The 16,818-nt window shown below is 70.6% G+C and carries 16 protein-coding genes and 2 pseudogenes; 11 read left to right on the top strand and 7 right to left on the bottom strand.

Annotation, left to right across the window (positions count from 1 at the left end; translation table 11 throughout):
* Window positions 1–157 precede the first annotated feature (157 nt).
* From IG05_RS0100185 to IG05_RS0100170, 4 genes are all read left to right on the top strand, one after another.
* Window positions 158–1,123: an endonuclease/exonuclease/phosphatase family protein gene (locus IG05_RS0100185; protein WP_030338122.1), complete on the top strand. Its 966-nt coding sequence runs from the start codon at window positions 158–160 to the stop codon at window positions 1,121–1,123.
* Window positions 1,124–1,202: 79 nt separating this feature from the next.
* On the top strand, window positions 1,203–2,414 hold the full coding sequence (locus tag IG05_RS0100180) for a M4 family metallopeptidase (protein WP_030338120.1): 1,212 nt from the start codon (window positions 1,203–1,205) through the stop codon (window positions 2,412–2,414).
* A 121-nt stretch (window positions 2,415–2,535) separates the two neighbouring features.
* Window positions 2,536–2,856, top strand: a complete 321-nt coding sequence (locus IG05_RS0100175) for a protealysin inhibitor emfourin (RefSeq protein WP_030338118.1) — start codon at window positions 2,536–2,538, stop codon at window positions 2,854–2,856.
* Window positions 2,857–3,217: 361 nt separating this feature from the next.
* The gene (locus tag IG05_RS0100170; RefSeq protein ID WP_030338116.1) at window positions 3,218–4,372 is read left to right on the top strand and encodes a glutathione-independent formaldehyde dehydrogenase; all 1,155 of its coding nucleotides are present in this window, start codon (window positions 3,218–3,220) and stop codon (window positions 4,370–4,372) included.
* A 327-nt stretch (window positions 4,373–4,699) separates the two neighbouring features.
* Here IG05_RS0100170 and IG05_RS0100165 read toward each other — a convergent pair whose 3' ends face one another.
* Window positions 4,700–7,105, bottom strand: a complete 2,406-nt coding sequence (locus tag IG05_RS0100165) for a glycoside hydrolase family 65 protein (RefSeq protein WP_030338114.1) — start codon at window positions 7,103–7,105, stop codon at window positions 4,700–4,702.
* Complete coding sequence (locus IG05_RS0100160; protein ID WP_030338112.1) at window positions 7,102–7,845, bottom strand: beta-phosphoglucomutase family hydrolase; 744 nt, start codon at window positions 7,843–7,845, stop codon at window positions 7,102–7,104. The genes IG05_RS0100165 and IG05_RS0100160 overlap by 4 nt, the downstream gene beginning before the upstream one ends.
* A 311-nt stretch (window positions 7,846–8,156) precedes the next feature.
* Between IG05_RS0100160 and IG05_RS0100155 the strand changes: the two genes are divergently transcribed.
* Window positions 8,157–8,948: a membrane protein gene (locus tag IG05_RS0100155; protein WP_037812589.1), complete on the top strand. Its 792-nt coding sequence runs from the start codon at window positions 8,157–8,159 to the stop codon at window positions 8,946–8,948.
* A gap of 78 nt (window positions 8,949–9,026) precedes the next feature.
* Here the strand turns inward: IG05_RS0100155 and IG05_RS41650 are convergent.
* A pseudogene (locus tag IG05_RS41650) lies at window positions 9,027–9,577 on the bottom strand (hypothetical protein).
* Between the two features lie 586 nt (window positions 9,578–10,163).
* Between IG05_RS41650 and IG05_RS0100145 the strand changes: the two are divergent.
* Window positions 10,164–10,496, top strand: coding sequence for a putative quinol monooxygenase (locus IG05_RS0100145; protein ID WP_030338107.1), 333 nt, complete (start codon window positions 10,164–10,166; stop codon window positions 10,494–10,496).
* A 55-nt stretch (window positions 10,497–10,551) separates the two neighbouring features.
* On the opposite strand, the gene IG05_RS0100140 is transcribed toward IG05_RS0100145, so the two are convergent.
* Complete coding sequence (locus IG05_RS0100140; protein WP_030338106.1) at window positions 10,552–11,670, bottom strand: FAD-dependent oxidoreductase; 1,119 nt, start codon at window positions 11,668–11,670, stop codon at window positions 10,552–10,554.
* A 53-nt stretch (window positions 11,671–11,723) separates the two neighbouring features.
* On the opposite strand from IG05_RS0100140, the gene IG05_RS0100135 reads away from it, so the two are divergent.
* Window positions 11,724–12,452: a TetR/AcrR family transcriptional regulator gene (locus tag IG05_RS0100135; RefSeq protein WP_030338105.1), complete on the top strand. Its 729-nt coding sequence runs from the start codon at window positions 11,724–11,726 to the stop codon at window positions 12,450–12,452.
* A gap of 41 nt (window positions 12,453–12,493) precedes the next feature.
* Here IG05_RS0100135 and IG05_RS0100130 read toward each other — a convergent pair whose 3' ends face one another.
* Window positions 12,494–13,465: an SDR family NAD(P)-dependent oxidoreductase gene (locus tag IG05_RS0100130; RefSeq protein ID WP_030338103.1), complete on the bottom strand. Its 972-nt coding sequence runs from the start codon at window positions 13,463–13,465 to the stop codon at window positions 12,494–12,496.
* A gap of 58 nt (window positions 13,466–13,523) precedes the next feature.
* Between IG05_RS0100130 and IG05_RS0100125 the strand changes: the two genes are divergently transcribed.
* The 3 genes from IG05_RS0100125 (at window position 13,524) to IG05_RS0100115 (ending at window position 15,431) form a co-directional block, all read left to right on the top strand.
* Entirely contained in the window at window positions 13,524–13,946 is a 423-nt protein-coding gene (locus tag IG05_RS0100125) for a MerR family transcriptional regulator (protein ID WP_030338102.1), read from the top strand.
* Window positions 13,947–14,127: 181 nt separating this feature from the next.
* A complete protein-coding gene (locus IG05_RS48770) occupies window positions 14,128–14,598 on the top strand; it encodes a hypothetical protein (protein WP_234335692.1) in 471 nt (156 codons plus the stop codon).
* 380 nt (window positions 14,599–14,978) lie between these two features.
* The gene (locus IG05_RS0100115) at window positions 14,979–15,431 is read left to right on the top strand and encodes an SRPBCC family protein (protein ID WP_030338100.1); all 453 of its coding nucleotides are present in this window, start codon (window positions 14,979–14,981) and stop codon (window positions 15,429–15,431) included.
* A gap of 189 nt (window positions 15,432–15,620) precedes the next feature.
* On the opposite strand, the pseudogene IG05_RS48765 reads toward IG05_RS0100115, so the two are convergent.
* Window positions 15,621–15,812: pseudogene (locus IG05_RS48765) on the bottom strand (aldo/keto reductase); the annotation flags it as partial.
* Window positions 15,813–15,986: 174 nt separating this feature from the next.
* Between IG05_RS48765 and IG05_RS47510 the strand changes: the two are divergent.
* On the top strand, window positions 15,987–16,154 hold the full coding sequence (locus tag IG05_RS47510) for a hypothetical protein (protein WP_158838655.1): 168 nt from the start codon (window positions 15,987–15,989) through the stop codon (window positions 16,152–16,154).
* 243 nt (window positions 16,155–16,397) lie between these two features.
* Here IG05_RS47510 and IG05_RS0100105 read toward each other — a convergent pair whose 3' ends face one another.
* A complete protein-coding gene (locus IG05_RS0100105) occupies window positions 16,398–16,568 on the bottom strand; it encodes a hypothetical protein (RefSeq protein ID WP_030338097.1) in 171 nt (56 codons plus the stop codon).
* Window positions 16,569–16,818 lie beyond the last annotated feature (250 nt).

Here is a 16,818-nt window from a genome sequence, read left to right as displayed (position 1 = left end):
TCAGCGTGGTCCTGCCACCGGAGAACGAGGCCGGCAAGGACCGTCGCTCCTAGGCCGGCAAGGACCGTCGCTCCTCGTGCCGGCGCCGCCCGTGCACCCGTGCACCCTCTTCTGCGGCGGGGCCGTACCCGACGCCCCCGTTCTCTCGGGAGGGTTCGTGACAACGCTGCGCCTGGCCACGTTCAACGTGGAGAACCTCTTCGCTCGCTGGCGGTTCGCGGACGGCCTCGACCCCGCGACCGCCAACTCACGCGGCTGGATCGTCGACCAGACCCGTTTCGAGGAACTCGGCATGGACGACAAGGCCCTCACCGGAGCCGCGGTACGCGAGATCGCAGCCGATGTGCTGTGCCTCGAAGAGGTGGAGAACGTCGACACGCTCAAGTACTTCCGTGCCCAGGCGCTGGGCGGACGCGCCCAGTACCCCTACGTCGCCGGAGTGGACGGCAACGACCCGCGACTGATCGACGTCGCTGTGCTCTCCAAGCTGCCGATCACGCGGATCCGTTCCCACCAGCACCTGATGGACCCCGCGAGCCCGACGGAGCCGTTGTTCTCGCGTGACTGCCTCGAAGTCGACATCGAAGTCGGCCAGGAAACCGGGCCGGGCGGGACGACCTCTGTCACGCTGTTCGTCAACCACTTCAAGTCCATGCTCGGCGGACGCTCCCAGACCCGGGGCAAACGCGAGCGGCAGGCCCGGCAGGTGCTGGACATCGTCACCGACCGCTTCGGGCACCAGGCGCCGGGCGACCACCCGTTCGTGGTCCTGGGCGATCTGAACGACTATCTGGAAGCCGACGGCGACGGCGGCTCGGGCATCGGCCGGCTCGTCACCTGGGACCAGGTCGAGAACGTGACCGCCCGCCTGCCCGAGGACGAGCAGTGGACCCACTACTGGGACGGCGGCGACGAATACCGGCAGCTGGACTACCTCCTGCCGTCCGCCTCACTGGCCCGCGCGGCCCCCGACACCCTGCCGGAGATCTTCCGCAAAGGGATGCCACTGCGCGCCGTCAAATACACCGGCCCACGCTTCCCCGGCGTGGGACCCGACAAGCCCAAGGCATCGGACCACTGCCCCGTCGTCTTCGACCTCGGCCTGCCGCCGGCCACAGCATGACCGCGCACGCCTCCGCACCCACGTCAGAACCCGAGCGACCGGACCATCGCAGCCGCTCTCCTCACCCGGGAGGTGTCTCATGACAACGCCCCGCCCCGTCAACTGCATCATCCCCCCGCACCTGCTCGACAAGCTCCTGCAAAGCGACGACAGCGAGATACGCAAAGCCGCCCTGGACACCATGCTGACCACGACACGGCTGCGGGGCGAACGGGCCATCCGGGCAACCTTCATCGGCGCCGCCGCCCCCGGGCACGGCCGCCGCACAGTCTTCGACTGCGGGCAGGGCCGTGTCCTGCCCACCGCCACCCTGGTCCGCACCGAGGAGGGCACCGCCTCCAAGGACGCCTCCGTCAACCGCGCCTTCGACGGACTCGGCCTCACGCGGGACTTCTACCAAGAGGTCCTGCAACGCGACTCCGTCGACGGCCTGGGCATGCGCCTGGACGGATACGTCCACTTCGACGAGAGTTACAACAACGCCTTCTGGGACGGACGGCAGATGGTCTTCGGTGACGGCGACGGCAGAATGTTCACCGACTTCACCGCGGCCATCGACGTCATCGCCCACGAACTCACCCACGGCGTCACCGAGTACACCGCGGGCCTCGCCTACCACCACCAGCCCGGGGCGCTCAACGAATCCGTCTCGGATGTCTTCGGATCGCTGGTCAAACAGTGGTCGGCCCACCAGAGCGCCGAGACCGCGGACTGGCTGATCGGAGCCGAAGTCTTCACCCCCGGCACCGACGCCGACGCCCTGCGCTCCCTCAAGGCCCCCGGCGAGGCCTACAACAACCCCGTGTTCGGCAAGGACCCCCAGCCCGGCCACATGAGCAGGTACGTCAACCTGCCCAACACCGAACGAGGCGACTACGGCGGCGTCCACATCAACTCGGGCATCCCCAACAAGGCGTTCTACCTCACCGCCACCCGCATCGGTGGATTCGCCTGGCAGGCCCCGGGGCTCATCTGGTACGAATCCCTCAAAGCGTCCAGCATCCAGACCCAGTTCCAGGACTTCGCCGACACCACCTACCAGAAGGCCGAGGAGCTCTACGGCTCCGGCAGCAACGAACAACTCGCCGTCCTCGGCGCATGGCAGGACGTCGGCATCCAGATCAGCGGAGTCCCCACCGGAATCGCCCGCGCCCGCACCCTCGCGGCCGGCCACAACGGCGGCGCGGTCCCCGAGGACGGGCTGGCAGCCCTGAGCAAGCAGATCGGGGCCCTGGCCACCCAGGTCAAGGGACTGGCCGAGGATGTGACCACGCTCAAGAGCAGCAGGTGAACAAGGCGGCGAAGCCCCGCCGGAGGCGAACGGCACTCCGCCGGGAGCAACCGGCACTCCATCGGAGGACGGTGCCGCTCCGCCCCGGCGGAGCGGCGCTCGGCCGGAAGGCGGGGGCGTGATGAAAGTGAGCCTGGCCCGGCACGGCGGGCAGGCCGCGGGGATCCTGCTGCACCGGCCGCCGGAGGTCGTGGACACCGACACCCTGCCCCCGCCCGCCGCAGCAGAACTGACCCGGCTGGTCGCCGCCGCCCTCCCCCCGGCCAACGCCCCCACCACCACCGGGGAGGCCCGTCCCGGGCGCGCCCGGGACGCCATGAGCTACACCATCACCGTCGAGGACGACGGCCACACCACCGACCTCACGCAGTCGGACACCACCATGTCTCCCCAGTTCGCAGCCCTGCTCGGCTGGCTGCGGGACCATTTCGCACAGCGATGAGGCCGACGCCCGCCGCGTCGGCACAGGCCGCTGATCTTCCGCGTGCGGGCGGCTGACGCCGGCGGCAGAGGAGCTCCAGGAGACCGCGGACAGTCCCGGGACGACCGAGCGTGCACGGGGCCCCACAGAAGGTATCCACACTTCCGCGCCCGGCAGCTCGGCCGGAGCAGAGACGGACCGATACTGGCACCCCAGCGGTTCCCGCGGCGGGTTGCAGCCTGTGACCAGCGGGCGTTTGCTGGAAGTACCGGCGGTGCGGCGAGTGCACAGGCCGCGGCGCGGTCCTCCGGGACCCCACCCCGGACCCCCCAGCGGCCGGCCCTCGCAGCCGCCCCCAGCACTCGACGCGGAGGTGACACAGGTGAAAGCCGTTGTCTACGAAAGGCCCTTCAGCGTCACGGTGAAGGACGTCGACGACCCGCGGATCCAGCACCCCAACGACGTACTGGTCCGGGTGACCTCCACCGCGATCTGCGGTTCGGACCTGCACATGTACGAAGGACGCACCGCGGCCGAGGCCGGCATCGTCTTCGGCCACGAGAACCTCGGCATCGTCGAGGAAGTCGGCAGCGGCGTGACCTCCCTGTCCGAGGGCGACCGCGTCGTGATGCCCTTCAACGTCGCCTGCGGATTCTGCAAGAACTGCCTGGCCGGGAACACGGGCTTCTGCCTGACGGTGAACCCCGGCTTCGCGGGCGGCGCCTACGGCTACGTCGCCATGGGCCCCTTCACCGGAGGTCAGGCCGAACTCCTGCGCGTCCCGTACGCCGACTTCAACTGCCTGAAACTCCCGCCCGGCGAAGAGTTCGAAACCGACTTCGTCCTCCTCGCCGACATCTTCCCGACCGGCTACCACGGCTGCGAACTCGCCGAGGTCACCCCCGGCGAAAGCGTCGCCGTCTTCGGCGCCGGCCCCGTCGGCCTCATGGCCGCCTACTCCGCGCTCCTGCGTGGCGCGGCCAAGGTCTTCTCCGTCGACCGGGTCCCCGAGCGACTCGCCAAAGCGGAGGAGATCGGGGCCATCCCGATCGACTTCACCCAAGGTGATCCCGCCCAGCAGATCAAGGAACACACCAACGGTGAAGGAACCGACAAGGGCGTCGACGCCGTCGGCTACCAGGCCCAGGCGCACGACGACACCAGTCACGAAGAACCCGCCGTCGTCCTCAACACCCTCGTCGAAACCGTACGACCCACCGGCAAGCTCGGCGTCCCCGGCCTCTACGTCCCCTCCGACCCCGGAGGTCCGGACGAACACGCCAAGCACGGTCAGCTTCTCGTCTCCATCGGCAGGATGTTCGAGAAGGGCCAGCGGATGGGCACCGGCCAGTGCAACGTCAAGCGGTACAACCGCCAGCTGCGCGATCTGATCATCGCCGGGCGCGCCAAGCCCAGCTTCGTCGTCTCCCACGAGCTGCCTCTGGACGAGGCGCCCGAGGCGTATGAGAAGTTCGACAAGCGCATCGAGGGCTACACCAAGGTCGTGCTCCATCCCGGCCACGCCCTCGCCGCGTGACACCAGGCAACCGGGGGCCGGGGCCGTGCCCACGGCACCCGCCCCCCAGACCTCACCCGCCGGGACGGTGTCCGCTCCGTGCCAGGGCCGCCCTGAGCCGCGCGGCATCGAGGTCCGACGAGGAGGTCGCCGGGCGCGGCAGGGTGGGTGTCCATGAAGGCGAGGGGCTGTGGGTCTCGTACACACGGCCGGCGCGCACCCGGCCGGAGACGACGCCGCAGAAGGTGCAGGCCGGGTCCGTGGCGGACCTTCGCACAGCGCCAGCATGAGGCATCCACGGCGGCACGGTCACGCGGACCGTGGCGCCCACGTGCGGCAGCGCGGGCCTCACGGGGTCTGGTCCTGTGCCCCGCCTTGCTGCTCCTCCCCGGCGGGCAGGCCCGCCGGGCGCCGGCCCGGTGGCTGCTGCGGCTCGGGGAGCGCGGTCGGGGGCGGCATCGGCCGGTCCAGTGGTTCGTCGGTGGTCAGGGTCATCGCTTCGCCGTGGTGCAGGACGACGAGCGGTTCGCCTTCCACCAGCCGGTAGCGCGCTCGGGACGGCCCGATGTCCACCTTCAGCCTGCGTCCGCGGACCAGCACGGTGAACGCCACCCGGGACAGTGCTTCCGGCAGGCGCGGTGCGAAGGCGAGCCGGTCGGGTCTTCCGTCTCCGCCGATGTACCTGCGCAGGCCGCCGAAGCCCGCGACCAGGGCGATCCAGGTGCCGGCCAGGGAGGCGATGTGCAGCCCGTCGCGGGTGTTGTGCTCCAGGTCGCCGAGGTCCATCAGCGCGGCCTCGCCGAGGTAGGCGTAGGCCAGACGGAGGTGACCGGTCTCGGCCGCGAGCACTGCCTGGCAGCAGGCCGACAGGGAGGAGTCGCGGACGGTGATCGCTTCGTAGTAGGCGAAATTGCGCGCCTTCTGGTCCTCGGAGAAGAGGTGCGGGCACTCCATCATCGCCAGCACCAGATCGGCCTGCTTCACCACCTGCTTGCGGTAGAGATCGAAGTAGGGGTAGTGCAGCAGCAGCGGGTAGTTCCCGGGCGGGGTCGCCTCGAAGTCCCAGCGCTGGAGACTGGTGAACCCGGCGGACTGCTCGTGCACGCCGAGAGACTCGTTGTACGGCACCGCCATGCGGGTCGCGGCGTCCCGCCACACCGCGGTCTCCTCGTCGTCGACACCGAGTTCCGCGGCCCGGTCCGGATGGCGCGCGACCCCGTCCGCGGCGGCCAGCAGGTTCTGCCGGGCCAGCAGGTTCGTGTACACGTTGTCGCGGGCGATGGCGCTGTACTCGTCGGGCCCGGTGACCCCGTCGATGTGGAAGACGCCTTCCGCGTCGTGGTGTCCGAGGGAACGCCACAGCCGTGCGGTGTCCACGAGGAGGTCGAGACCCTCATGGCGCTCGAAGTCCTCGTCCTCGGTCACCATGACGTACCGGACGGCGGCCATGGCGATGTCGGCGTTGATGTGGAAGGCGGCCGTGCCGGCCGGCCAGTAGGCGGAACTCTCGGCGCCGTCGATGGTCCGCCAGGGGAAGGCCGCTCCGGACAGGCCCAGCTGGCTCGCGCGTTCCCGGGCCGCCGGCAGCATCCGGTGCCGCCATCTCAGTGCCGACGCGACGGCTTCCGGCGCGGTGAACGTCAGGACGGGCAGCACGTAGGACTCGGTGTCCCAGAAGGAGTGCCCGTCGTACCCGGTCCCGGTCAGGCCCTTCGCGGGGATGGCGCGGTTCTCGCTGCGGACCGCCGCCTGGAGCACGTGGAAGAGGGCGAACCGCACCGCTTGCTGGATCTGCGCGTCGCCCTCGACCTCGACGTCCGCGCCGGCCCAGAAGCGGTCCAGGTACGCCCGTTGCGCGGCGAGCAGCCCGTCCCAGCCCGTGCTGACCGCGGCTGCCACCGCCGCGTCCACCTGGTCGTGCACGGCCGGCAGCGAGCGCTCCCCCGACCAGCCGTAGGCCACGAACTTGACCAGTCGCAGCGACTGCCCGGGGACCACGTCCGCGGTCACCGTCAGACGGCTGACGTCGGGTTCGCTCTGTGCCGTCCGGTGTGTGCTCCCGGGGCCCTCGACGAGATGGTCGGCGGCTGCCGCCACCCGCAGTGCGCTGTGGGCGGTACGGTGCACGAGCCGCAGGCGGGTGTCCTGGGCGAAGTGCTCCTCGGCGACCAGGGGCGATTCGATCGCCGCGGCCACACGCGGGTCCCCGTGCAGGCGGGGCAGCTGTGCGTTGGCGACCAGCTCGGACTGTACGGCCACCGTGGCCGGTCCGTCGATCGGCTCGACCTCGTAGACGATGGCGGCCACCGCGCGCTGGGTGAAGGACACGAGCCGCTGTGTGGTGATCCGGACGGTGCGGCCGCCGGGAGTCGTCCACTGCGCGGTGCGGCCGAGAACGCCGGTACGGAAGTCCAGAACGCGTTCGTGCGCGTGCAGCCGGCCGTAGCGCAGATCGCACGGGTGGTCGTCCACGAGCAGACGGATGATCTTGCCGTCGGTGACGTTGATCATCGTCTGGCCGGACTCGGGATATCCGTAGCCCGCTTCCGCATAGGGCAGCGGATGGCGCTCGTAGACGCCGTTGAGGTAGGCGCCGGGCAGTCCGTGCGGCTCTCCCTCGTCCAGGTTGCCGCGCCAGCCGATGTGTCCGTTGGACAGCGCGAACACCGATTCGCTCTGGGCGAGCACGTCCAGGTTCAGCTCGGTCTCGCGCAGGCACCACGGCTCGACCGTGTAGCTGGGATGGGTGATCACCGCGGCTCCAGGAGCTCGGCCAGGTCACGTACGACGATGTCCGCCCCGTGCGCGCGCAGCTGGTCCGCCTGTCCCACCCGGTCGACGCCCACGACGACGCCGAACCGGCCCGCCCGCCCGGCCTCGACACCGGCGAGGGCGTCTTCGAACACCGCGGCCTCACCCGGTTCGATGCCCAGGGCGCGGGCCGCCTGGAGGTAGGTGTCCGGGGCGGGCTTGCCGCGCAACCGGTGTTCGCGCGCCACCACTCCGTCGATCCGTTCCTCCAGCAGGTCCTCGATGCCGGCCGCCGCCAGGACGTCCCGGCAGTTCGCGCTCGACGACACCACCGCGCGGCGCAGGCCCGCCTCCCGCACCGCGTGGAGGAAGCGGACCGAGCCCTCGTAGGGTGCCACCCCTTCCTCACGGATCCGTCGCAGCACCAGGTCGTTCTTGCGGTTGCCGAGTCCGTTCACCGTCTCCGCCTGCGGCGGGTCGGCCGGTGTTCCCTCGGGCAGGTGCACCCCCCGCGCGGCGAGGAAGGTGCGTACGCCGTCCTCGCGGGGCCGCCCGTCGACGTACTCGTCGTAGTCGTCCACCGCGTCGAAGGGGACGAACTCGGTCCCCTCGCGTGCCGCGCGTTCGCGGAGGTAGGCGTCGAACATCTCCTTCCAGGCGGCCGCGTGCACCTCGGCGGTCCGGGTGAGGACGCCGTCGAGGTCGAACAGACAGGCACGGACATGATCGGGGAGCCCCAGCATGCCGTCGAGGCTAGGACGCACCCGCAACCGCTCCCGTCAGGCCACCGTCCGGCACACCGGAAGGCACCCGCACGGTCGAAGGCGCACGGTTGGCCGAGCGGAGGCACCAGGGGGTCGTGGGGCCCTGGCCGACGCTGCCGCCGGCCAGGGCCGCAGGGGGTGATCACCCTGCGCTCCGCAACCCAGGAGCGACGGACGGGTAAAGATCGTTCCACTTCAGGCAGACAGGAGGCAACCTACACCCCAGAAGCCCAAAAACTATGGAAAAGTGACCTGGGGTAATCGCAGTTGATCGTGTCATCGTGCGGGCCATGACGACACAGCACCTCCTTGATGACCGGCGCCACGCCCGCCTGCGCCCCTTGGCGAACAAGGTGCCGGAAGTGACCGCCTGGTTCTGGATCATCAAGGTACTGACGACCGGTATGGGTGAGACCGCCTCAGACCTCCTGGCCCGCCTGCTCGGCCCGATACCGGCGGTCGCTCTCGGGGGCCTCGCCCTGGTGTCCTCCCTGGCCGTCCAGTTCGCCGTCCGCAGGCACATCGCCTGGGTGTACTGGACCGCGGTCGTCATGGTCAGCGTCTTCGGCACGATGGCGGCCGACGTCCTGCACGTCGGTCTCGGCGTCTCCTACGCCGTGTCGACCCCCCTCTTCCTCGCCGCGCTGGCCGCCGTCTTCGCCATCTGGTACGCGAGCGAGCGGACGCTGTCCATCCATGGCATCCACACCCGCCGCCGCGAGGCGTTCTACTGGGCCGCCGTCCTGGCCACGTTCGCCCTCGGCACCGCGGCAGGCGATCTCACCGCCACCGCCGGCCTGGGCTACCTCGGCTCGGTCGTCCTCTTCGCGGCCGCCATCTGTGTGCCCGCCCTGGCCCACCGCTGGGCCGGCCTGAACGCGGTGGCCGCCTTCTGGTCCGCGTACGTCATCACCCGTCCCCTCGGCGCCTCCCTCGCCGACTGGATGGCGGTGGGCCGCACCCGCGGCGGCCTCGCACTGGGGCTGGAGCCGGTCACGGTGGCCTGGACGGCCGCCATCCTGGCGTTCGTCGCCTACCTGGCCGCATCGCAGCGCGACAGGCCCGGCCGGGCCGCAGCCTGACCGGTCCGGCCCGACGTGCGGCCGGGGGCGAGCACGCGGGCGACGCCGGGTTCGAAGGAGCCGCAACCGGGCGCCTGGTCAAGTCCCCTGCCGTTGCCCCAGCAGGCGGGCCTGTTCCTTCTTCAGCGCGGCGAATCCCTGGCGCGCGTAGGCGGCGAGCTCCTCGCTGGGGAACGGCACCACCGAGAGGTGCCGGTCGTGCTGTCCCTGCGCCCAGCGAGCGGCCGTGATCTCATAGCCCGACACATGCGCGCACAGGTGGAGCAGCAGCGGCGGCATCTCCGGTTCGCCCAGCAGGTCCGCGTGTGTGACGACCAGGTCGCGCATGGCCTGGATGTTCGGAAGAAGACGGTGGTGACCCACAGCCGCCACTCGGCGAGCTCTTCCGCAGTGGGCGGGGACTCGTGCGCGAACGGCGACTCCCCGCCAGGGCGAGCGTGCCGCTCCAGGAACGCGCCGAACGTACGGGCGTTGGCTTCCGTGAAGGCGAACAGCGGTCCGTAGAGGTCGCTGAGCTGGCGATTCACCCGCGCAAGACGCTCCTGACGCTGCGCCAGACGCAGGCCGTTGAGGTAGGTGACGACATAGCCGACGAACGCCAGCCCGATGGTGACGACCACTGCGATCACGGGGTGCGATGCTAGTAGCGCTTCGTCAGGTTCTGGATCTTGCCGTCGGCAAGGGGCAGTCCAGGCGGTGCGGGTGCCGGTCCAGCACCCAACGTGGTGATGCTGCCGGTCCGCAACGGGGTGACGATCGCCCGGCGCCGATGACGCGGTGGCAGCGGGTCCGATGGTGAGCGGTGCGGGTCACGGGGTTCCGTTCGCGGCGACCGCCAGGTATCTCCTGGCGGGCTACCTGAAGCCCATCGGCCCTGCCGAACGTGTGCTCTCCATGCGCGTCACCCTATCCCCCCTCCGGTGACCGGCCGAGCGGCGCGGCGCCGACGATGCGGACAGCGGCGAGCACCCCTTTAAGGCCCCCTCTGCGAGGGTCGACAGGTTCACCGGAAGGACGCACGACGGGGGCGCGGTGACGGGATATCAGGCGTAGCGCCTGACCAACGCGCTCAGGGCGCTGTTCTGCCTCCGGGCCGCGTGGTCAACGGAGCGGCACCTCGAAAGAGGGCCGGCCGGCGCCATACGATCTTGTTGCCACGAGGTCCGGCACGAGGAACGGGCCTGTTGAGCACGGACACGCAGGACAGGGAGTCCCATGATCTTCATCACCGCCAAGTTCCGAGTGCTTCCCGACGATGCCGACCGGTGGCCGCAGATCGCCGCCGACTTCACCGAGGCCACGCGCAGCGAGCCCGGCTGCCTGTGGTTCGAATGGTCGCGCAGCGTGGCGGACCCGACGGAGTACGTCCTGATCGAGGCCTTCCGCGATGACGAGGCGGGCGCCGCTCACGTGCAGTCCGCGCACTTCAAGGCCGCCCAACAGACGCTGCCGCGCCACCTGGCCGAGACACCTCGCATCGTGAACATGAAGGTTCCGCAGGACGACTGGTCGTTCCTCGGGGAGATGGCCGTCGCCGAGCGGGAGTAGGGTCCCGGCGTCGGGGGCGCGCAGTCACGGTGCGTTTCACGAATTGGCTCGGCCGTCAGGACGACTGGACCCGGTCGAAGAGGGCGAGGGCTTCGGTGGGGTCCGGGCTCACGAGGCGGTCGAGGCCGGCCGTCGTGATCTGCGCCCACCTGCCGGCCCGCGCCCACATCTGCTTCTCGAATGCGTGGACGGCCTCGTCCGGATCTCCGGGGCCGGCGGCGATGGTCTCGGCGAGTTCGGCGCCTTCCAGCATCGCGAGGTTCGCGCCCGCCCCCAGCGGCGGCATCAGATGGGCGGCGTCGCCCAGGAGCGTCACCCCCTGGACGTGGGGCCAGGTGTGGGACACGGGCAGGACGTAGAGGGGGCGGTGGACGAACGCGGTGCCGTGGTGGAGGAGGTCGAGGACGGGGGCGGTCCAGCCGTGGAACAGATCCAGCAGACTCGACCGCACGGCCTCGGCGTCGGCCGGGTCCAGGTGCGTGTGCCAGTCCAGCGGCGCGCGGAACTGGGCGTACACCTTCACGTGCCCGCCGCTGCTGCGCTGCGCGACGAAAGCTCGGTTCATTCCGTATACGGCCACGGAGCCGTCGCCGACCAAACGGGCGAGGTCGGGGTGGCGGGTGTCGACGTCGTCGAGGGAGGTCTCGACGGCGGTGACGCCGGTGTAGTGCGGCGTCACCGGTGAGACCGCCGGGCGGACCCGGGACCAGGCGCCGTCCGCGCCGATCACGAGGTCGAACGACTCCTCTCGCCCGTCCGCGAACCGGACCACTACGCCGTCCCTGGTCCCCGGCACCACCTGCGTCACGCTCTGCCCCCACCGGACGTCGAGAGGCCCGAGCAGCAGGTCGCGGAGTTGCCCCCGGTCGATCTCGGGATTGGCCCGGTCATCCGGGCGGGGCCGCCAGTCGCGCAGGACGGTCCCGTCCGTGTCCAGGATGCGCATGGCCTGCCCCTCGGGACGAGCCAGCGCCTGGAAGTCCGCCAGCAGCCCCGCCTTGTCCAACGCCAGCCGGCCCAGCCCCTCGTGCAGGTCCAGCGTGCCGCCCGGGGGGCGGGCGTCCGGGGCCGGGTCACGCTCCAGGATGGTGACGGGGTGGTCGTGGCGGTGCAGTACACGGGCGAAGGTGAGGCCGGCGGGACCGCTCCCGACCACTGCGATGCGCTGTCTCATGTCGATACACTGTATTGGCGGGCTACGACGTATGGCAACAGTACGATGTGGCCATGACTGTGTGGGACCGGCCGGAGCCGCCGACTCGGCCCGTACCGCTCGACCGGGAGCGGATCGTCGCCGCCGCCATCGCGCTGGCCGACGAAGGCGGCCTGAAAGCAGTGTCGTTGCGCAAGGTCGCCGCCCGGCTGGACGCCGGCCCGATGCGGTTGTACGGGTTCATCTCCACCAAGGAGGAGCTGTTCGACCTCATGGTGGACGAGGTCCAGGCCGAGATCCTGCCCGAGGGACAACCCGGTGACTGGCGTGAGGCGTTGCGCATGCTCGCCCAGGGCACCAGGCAGGCCGCTCTCCGGCACGAATGGCTGGCCGACCTGCTCGGCGGCCGCCCGGCCCTGGGCCCCAACGGCCTCGCCGTGACCGAGGCCACGCTGGCCTCCCTCGACGGTCTCGCCGACGTCGACACCGTCATGCGCGCCGTGGAGACCGTCAGCGCCTACTTCATCGGCGCGATCAGGCGTGAGATCGCGAACCTGCGTGCCGAGCGCGCCACGGGCCTGTCCAAGCGGGACTGGCAGCGCGCCTCCGGTCCGCACGTGACGCGCATGCTGGCCACGGGGCGCTTCCCGGCACTGAGCAAGGCCGTGTACGACGGCACGGACGTGGACGCCGAGACCTCCTTCGCGACCGGCCTCGAATGGGTCCTCGACGCCGTGGCCGCCAAGCTCGACGCCGTGGACGTCAGGCCCGACCGGCCGCCGGGGCACGGGGCCGGGGCCTGACGGGTCCGCTCCGGGCTCCTGCGGGGCACAGCAGGTGCGGGTCAGCGGAGGACGGGGGCGGCGCCGGTTGCCGTGAGTGACAGTTCCCAGAGCCGGGCCGCCGCGCCGGGGTCGACGGCGTAGGCGCGTACTCCTCCGTCGTCCATGGGCCGGCCCGGCTCCGAGACGCGCGCGACCTCGCAGTCCTCCAGGTAGAGCCCGCCCCGGCCGTCCAGGAGGGGGGACGTGGCCGCCCACAGACCCGTGGCGGCGCCCTGGGAGGGAGTCTTGAAGCCGGCGCCGACCACCCGGCCCTCCTCGTCCACCCAGCCACGCTCGATCTGCTCGTGGAGGGTCATCTCCCGCTGCAGGCCGGTGATGATCCTGCCGGGGTGGAGGGCGAATGCCCGGACACCGTCGTCGCGGCCGAGTGCGTCGAGCCGGACGGCGAAGAGGGCGTTGGCGGTCTTGGCCTGGCCGTAGGCCAGCCACTTGTCGTAGCCGGTACGGAAGTGCGGGTCGTGCCAGCGGATGTCGCTCAGGGCGTGCCCGGCGGAGCTGTTGACGACGACGCGTGCGCCCCCGGCCGCTGCGAGGAGCGGGTAGAGCTCACACGTGAGGAGGAAGTGTCCCAGGTGGTTGGCGGTGAACTGGCCCTCCCAGCCCGGTCCCACACGACGTTCCGGCGTAGCCATGACCCCCGCGACGGCCAGGAGGAGGTCGAGCCGGTCCACCAGCTCGCGGATCCGTGCCGCGCCGGCGCGCACGCTGCCGGAGTCGGCCAGGTCCATGGGGACGACCTGCGCGCCCGGCACCTGGGTGAGCGCGGAGCGGGCGGACTCGGGGCGGCGGGCCGGTACGACGACCCGGGCCCCGGCGGCAGTCAAGGCCCGGGTGGTTTCCAGGCCGAGCCCCGAGTAACCGCCGGTCACGACGGCGGTCATGCCGCCCAGGTCGAGGCCGGCCAGGACGTCCGCGGCGGTGCTGGCGGCGGAGAAGGGGGAAGCGAGTGGCTGCTGTTCAGTGATCGTCATGCCGACGACGCTACGAACTGGAGCGAGGTCTAGATCAAGCTTTCGTAGGCTGGGCGCCATGACGACCGCCCCTACACGTCAGCAGCCGCTCAGCATCGGCGAGGTGGCCCGGCAGACCGGACTGAGCGTGCACGCCCTGCGCTTCTACGAACGCCGGCACCTGCTGATCGCACCCATCGAGCGCACCACCGGCGGACGGCGCCGCTACACCACCGCCGACGTCGAATGGCTGCGGATCTGCATCAGGCTCCGCGAATCCGGCATGCCACTGGCCGACCTCGAACAGTTCGCCGAGCTCGTACGACAGGGCCCGGGCAACGAAACCGAGCGCCTGCGCCTCCTCCACGCCCACCTCGCCCGCGTCGAGGAACGGATCACGGCGCTTCAGGAATGCCGCTCCCTCATCGCCTGGAAGGCCGGCGTCTACGCCGAACACCTCACCCGCGGCACGGCCGAGGGCCTGTGGGACCCCACCGCCTGACACGGTCACGCGACGGCAACTGCCCCGGCAAACGGCGATCCGGGGCGGTGTCGGCAGGTCGGCCGCCGCCCGGCCGGGTCAGCGCAGGAAGTCCGGCAGCGCCGTCGTCAGGGCCTGTGGTGCTTCCTCGGGCAGGAAGTGACCGACGGCCGGGGTGATCAGCCCGGTGACGTCGGTGGCCATGCGCATGACTTCCTCGGGCATGGTGCCGGTGCTGTGCTCGCCGCCTATGGCCAGGACCGGGACGCTCAGCGGCCCTTCGTCGCGCCAGCGCGACGTAGACGTCGACGGCGTGCTGCGGGATCGCTCCCGGCGTGGCGGTCTTGGACGTGAAGGTGTGTCCGAAGTAGATCTCCTCGCGGCCGGCGACCATGCGTTCGTTGATGTCCGGCAGCCGGTTGAAGGCGAAGTGCCACAGCATCTCGTTGGTGGCCGGGTCCGACATCAGCGGCGGGGACGGGGACAGGCCGGGGATGACGGCCTCGCTGACGGCGAGGCGGGCACCGTAGGCGGTGGGGTCACCTGGGACGACCTGCTGCCGCTCATGTGCGGGATCGCCTTCGCCGCCAACGTCCACGCCGACGACCAGCAGACGCGTCTGGAGTCCGGCCGCCGCTACTTGGGCGTGATGCTGCAAGGGATGCACAGCTGAGCCGCCGCGGGCGAGGATCCGGTGGGCCGGCAGCAGTACGGTGCCGCAGTTCGGCGACGCTCGGCCGGAAACCCTGCGACAGCGAAGCAGACGGCTCGGCGGAGCTGTCCGGGTAGCGGAAGGTGGCGCGTGCTAGAGCCTCGGGCGTGAGTTGCTCGACCGGGGTGAAAGTACATCGTCACCCGCGGGTCGGGCGGGCGGGGCTGCCCCGTGGGCGTCGCCCCACTGCCTCGTGGCGCAGACCCCGGAGCCCCTCGCGGATTCGGCCTCGGGTGGTGGCGGGGACGGGCCCGGGCACGAGTGACGGGGGCATAAAAGTCGCCCCAGCAGGAACCTGGTCTGCCATACGCACGTCACGTCGCGTCCAGAAAGGACCAGTTGTGTCTCAGGTAGAGGAATCCATAGAGGTCGGCGTCCCCGTAAGCACCGCCTACAACCAGTGGACCCAGTTCGAGGACTTCCCGCAGTTCATGGAAGGCGTCGAGCGCATCGAGCAGCGCAGCGACACCCTCACCCACTGGGTGACGAAGATCGGCGGCGTCAAGCGGGAGTTCGACGCGAAGATCACCGAGCAGATCCCCGACGAGCGCGTCGCCTGGACCACCGTCGACGGCGAGTCCAAGCAGGCCGGCGTCGTCACCTTCCACTACATCGACGACAACACGACCAAGGTCATGCTGCAGCTCGACTACGAGCCCGAGGGGCTGGCCGAGAGCGTCGGCGACAAGCTCGGCTTCGTCAAGCGGCAGGCCACGGGTGACCTGAAGCGGTTCAAGGAGTTCATCGAAGCCCGCGGCGGCAGCGAAACCGGCGCCTGGCGCGGCCAGGTCTGAGCCCTCGGGCCGTAAAGCCGTATAGCGGCCCCCCTTTGTGCGCACGGCCGGGAGCGGGCCGGCCCTCCCCTGTCAGGCCTGGCTCCGCGGCCGCGCCCCGTCCCCTCGCCCGCCGCCCGCAGCGTCCCGCTGCCGTACGCCGACAACCCGGGGCCGGTGCCTCAGGCGGCGGCGCGGTCGGCGAGGGTCCTCAAGTGGTCCCATGGTCCGCGGTCCGGTGATCGCCCAAGTGACGGCGGGGTGGGCCACGGTGAAGGCAGCGGCGAGCTGCGGGAGTGCGCAGCCGATACCTTCCACGAGTTCGACGAGCTGTTGGACGGCGTCGAGCTTGGCGGCGTTCTCGGCGAACGCGGGGTCGAAGAACTCCGGCCTCCGAGTAGCCAAGGGTTGACAGCTCAAAGCCCTGAGTGCCGCTGTGAGCCGCTTGGAGCCCCTATCCGTGCCTCCGACTCGGTGTCACCGCCCACTGCGGCGGTGGTGCAATAGCGCATCCTGCTGCTCCTCGACCCCGTGCGCCGCGGACCCGGCGGGCGGCACATCTAGCGCCAGGACGACGTGGACGGACCGACCGCGGCCCGGATCGGCCGGCTCGACCAGCACCTGGACCTGATCGGACACAAGGCCGCCGTCTGCGAGGAGTTGGGCGACCAGGGCGCCGCCGCCCGCCCCTGCCACGCCCCGCCCCAGGTGCCCGAACAGCGGCGCACGCCGCCTCTGCCTTGACCCCGGGATGCCCCGCACATGGTGCACCGACCCCGCGGAGATAGGAGGTGCAGGTTTCCACTGCTGATTCCACGGGGCCGGTGCATGACACACGTACCCACCCCTGCGTCCGATATGCCGGATCCATCCCGGCCAGTCGAGCGGGATGCGTCCTGACGCACGACGTGGGGCCCGGCCATGTCCGGCCGGGCCCCACGTCAACCTTCCCTATCAACAGTGCTCCTGACACCGAGGAGCGCGCATCTACCAGCGATACCAGCGACCCTTACGGCCCGTACCGTCCGCGGACCGGACGACGAAGCCCAGCAGCCACACGATCAGCACGATCACCGCGATCCACCAGAGCGCCTTCAGGGCGAAGCCCGCGCCGAAGAGGATCAGAGCCAGCAGAAGAACCAGAAGCAGGGGAACCATTGTTATCAACCTCCTGGCCATCGAATGCCCTTACTTCATCCCTACAAGCACACAAAATGCGAGTTTTTTTCACGGGATCAAGGGCAGACGCGTTATCCACGATTCCCCCGCGCCGGCGTCTGATGCACCGCGATCCGGATCACTGTCCGGGTGGGGGAAACGGCTCGGGGAACGGCTCCCGCCCCAGGTCGGCGGCCGGGGCGGGCCGGCTCGGGTCGCGGGAGAGACGGTATCTCCCAGAAGTCGCCCT

Source organism: Streptomyces sp. NRRL S-1022 (genome assembly GCF_000720135.1).
Classification (GTDB): domain Bacteria; phylum Actinomycetota; class Actinomycetes; order Streptomycetales; family Streptomycetaceae; genus Streptomyces.
Note: the sequence above shows the minus strand (reverse complement) of the source record. Positions and strands in the feature narration are given on the sequence as shown.

Bases quoted from the DNA above. Each gene is read 5' to 3' on its own strand.
- IG05_RS0100180 (WP_030338120.1), top strand. From the start codon at position 1,203: ATGACAACGCCCCGCCCCGTCAACTGCATCATCCCCCCGCACCTGCTC.
- IG05_RS0100175 (WP_030338118.1), top strand. From the start codon at position 2,536: ATGAAAGTGAGCCTGGCCCGGCACGGCGGGCAGGCCGCGGGGATCCTG.
- IG05_RS0100160 (WP_030338112.1), bottom strand. From the start codon at position 7,845: ATGCTGGGGCTCCCCGATCATGTCCGTGCCTGTCTGTTCGACCTCGAC.
- IG05_RS0100155 (WP_037812589.1), top strand. From the start codon at position 8,157: ATGACGACACAGCACCTCCTTGATGACCGGCGCCACGCCCGCCTGCGC.
- IG05_RS0100145 (WP_030338107.1), top strand. From the start codon at position 10,164: ATGATCTTCATCACCGCCAAGTTCCGAGTGCTTCCCGACGATGCCGAC.
- IG05_RS0100140 (WP_030338106.1), bottom strand. From the start codon at position 11,670: ATGAGACAGCGCATCGCAGTGGTCGGGAGCGGTCCCGCCGGCCTCACC.
- IG05_RS0100135 (WP_030338105.1), top strand. From the start codon at position 11,724: ATGACTGTGTGGGACCGGCCGGAGCCGCCGACTCGGCCCGTACCGCTC.
- IG05_RS0100130 (WP_030338103.1), bottom strand. From the start codon at position 13,465: ATGACGATCACTGAACAGCAGCCACTCGCTTCCCCCTTCTCCGCCGCC.
- IG05_RS0100125 (WP_030338102.1), top strand. From the start codon at position 13,524: ATGACGACCGCCCCTACACGTCAGCAGCCGCTCAGCATCGGCGAGGTG.
- IG05_RS48770 (WP_234335692.1), top strand. From the start codon at position 14,128: ATGCGCATGACTTCCTCGGGCATGGTGCCGGTGCTGTGCTCGCCGCCT.
- IG05_RS0100105 (WP_030338097.1), bottom strand. From the start codon at position 16,568: ATGGTTCCCCTGCTTCTGGTTCTTCTGCTGGCTCTGATCCTCTTCGGC.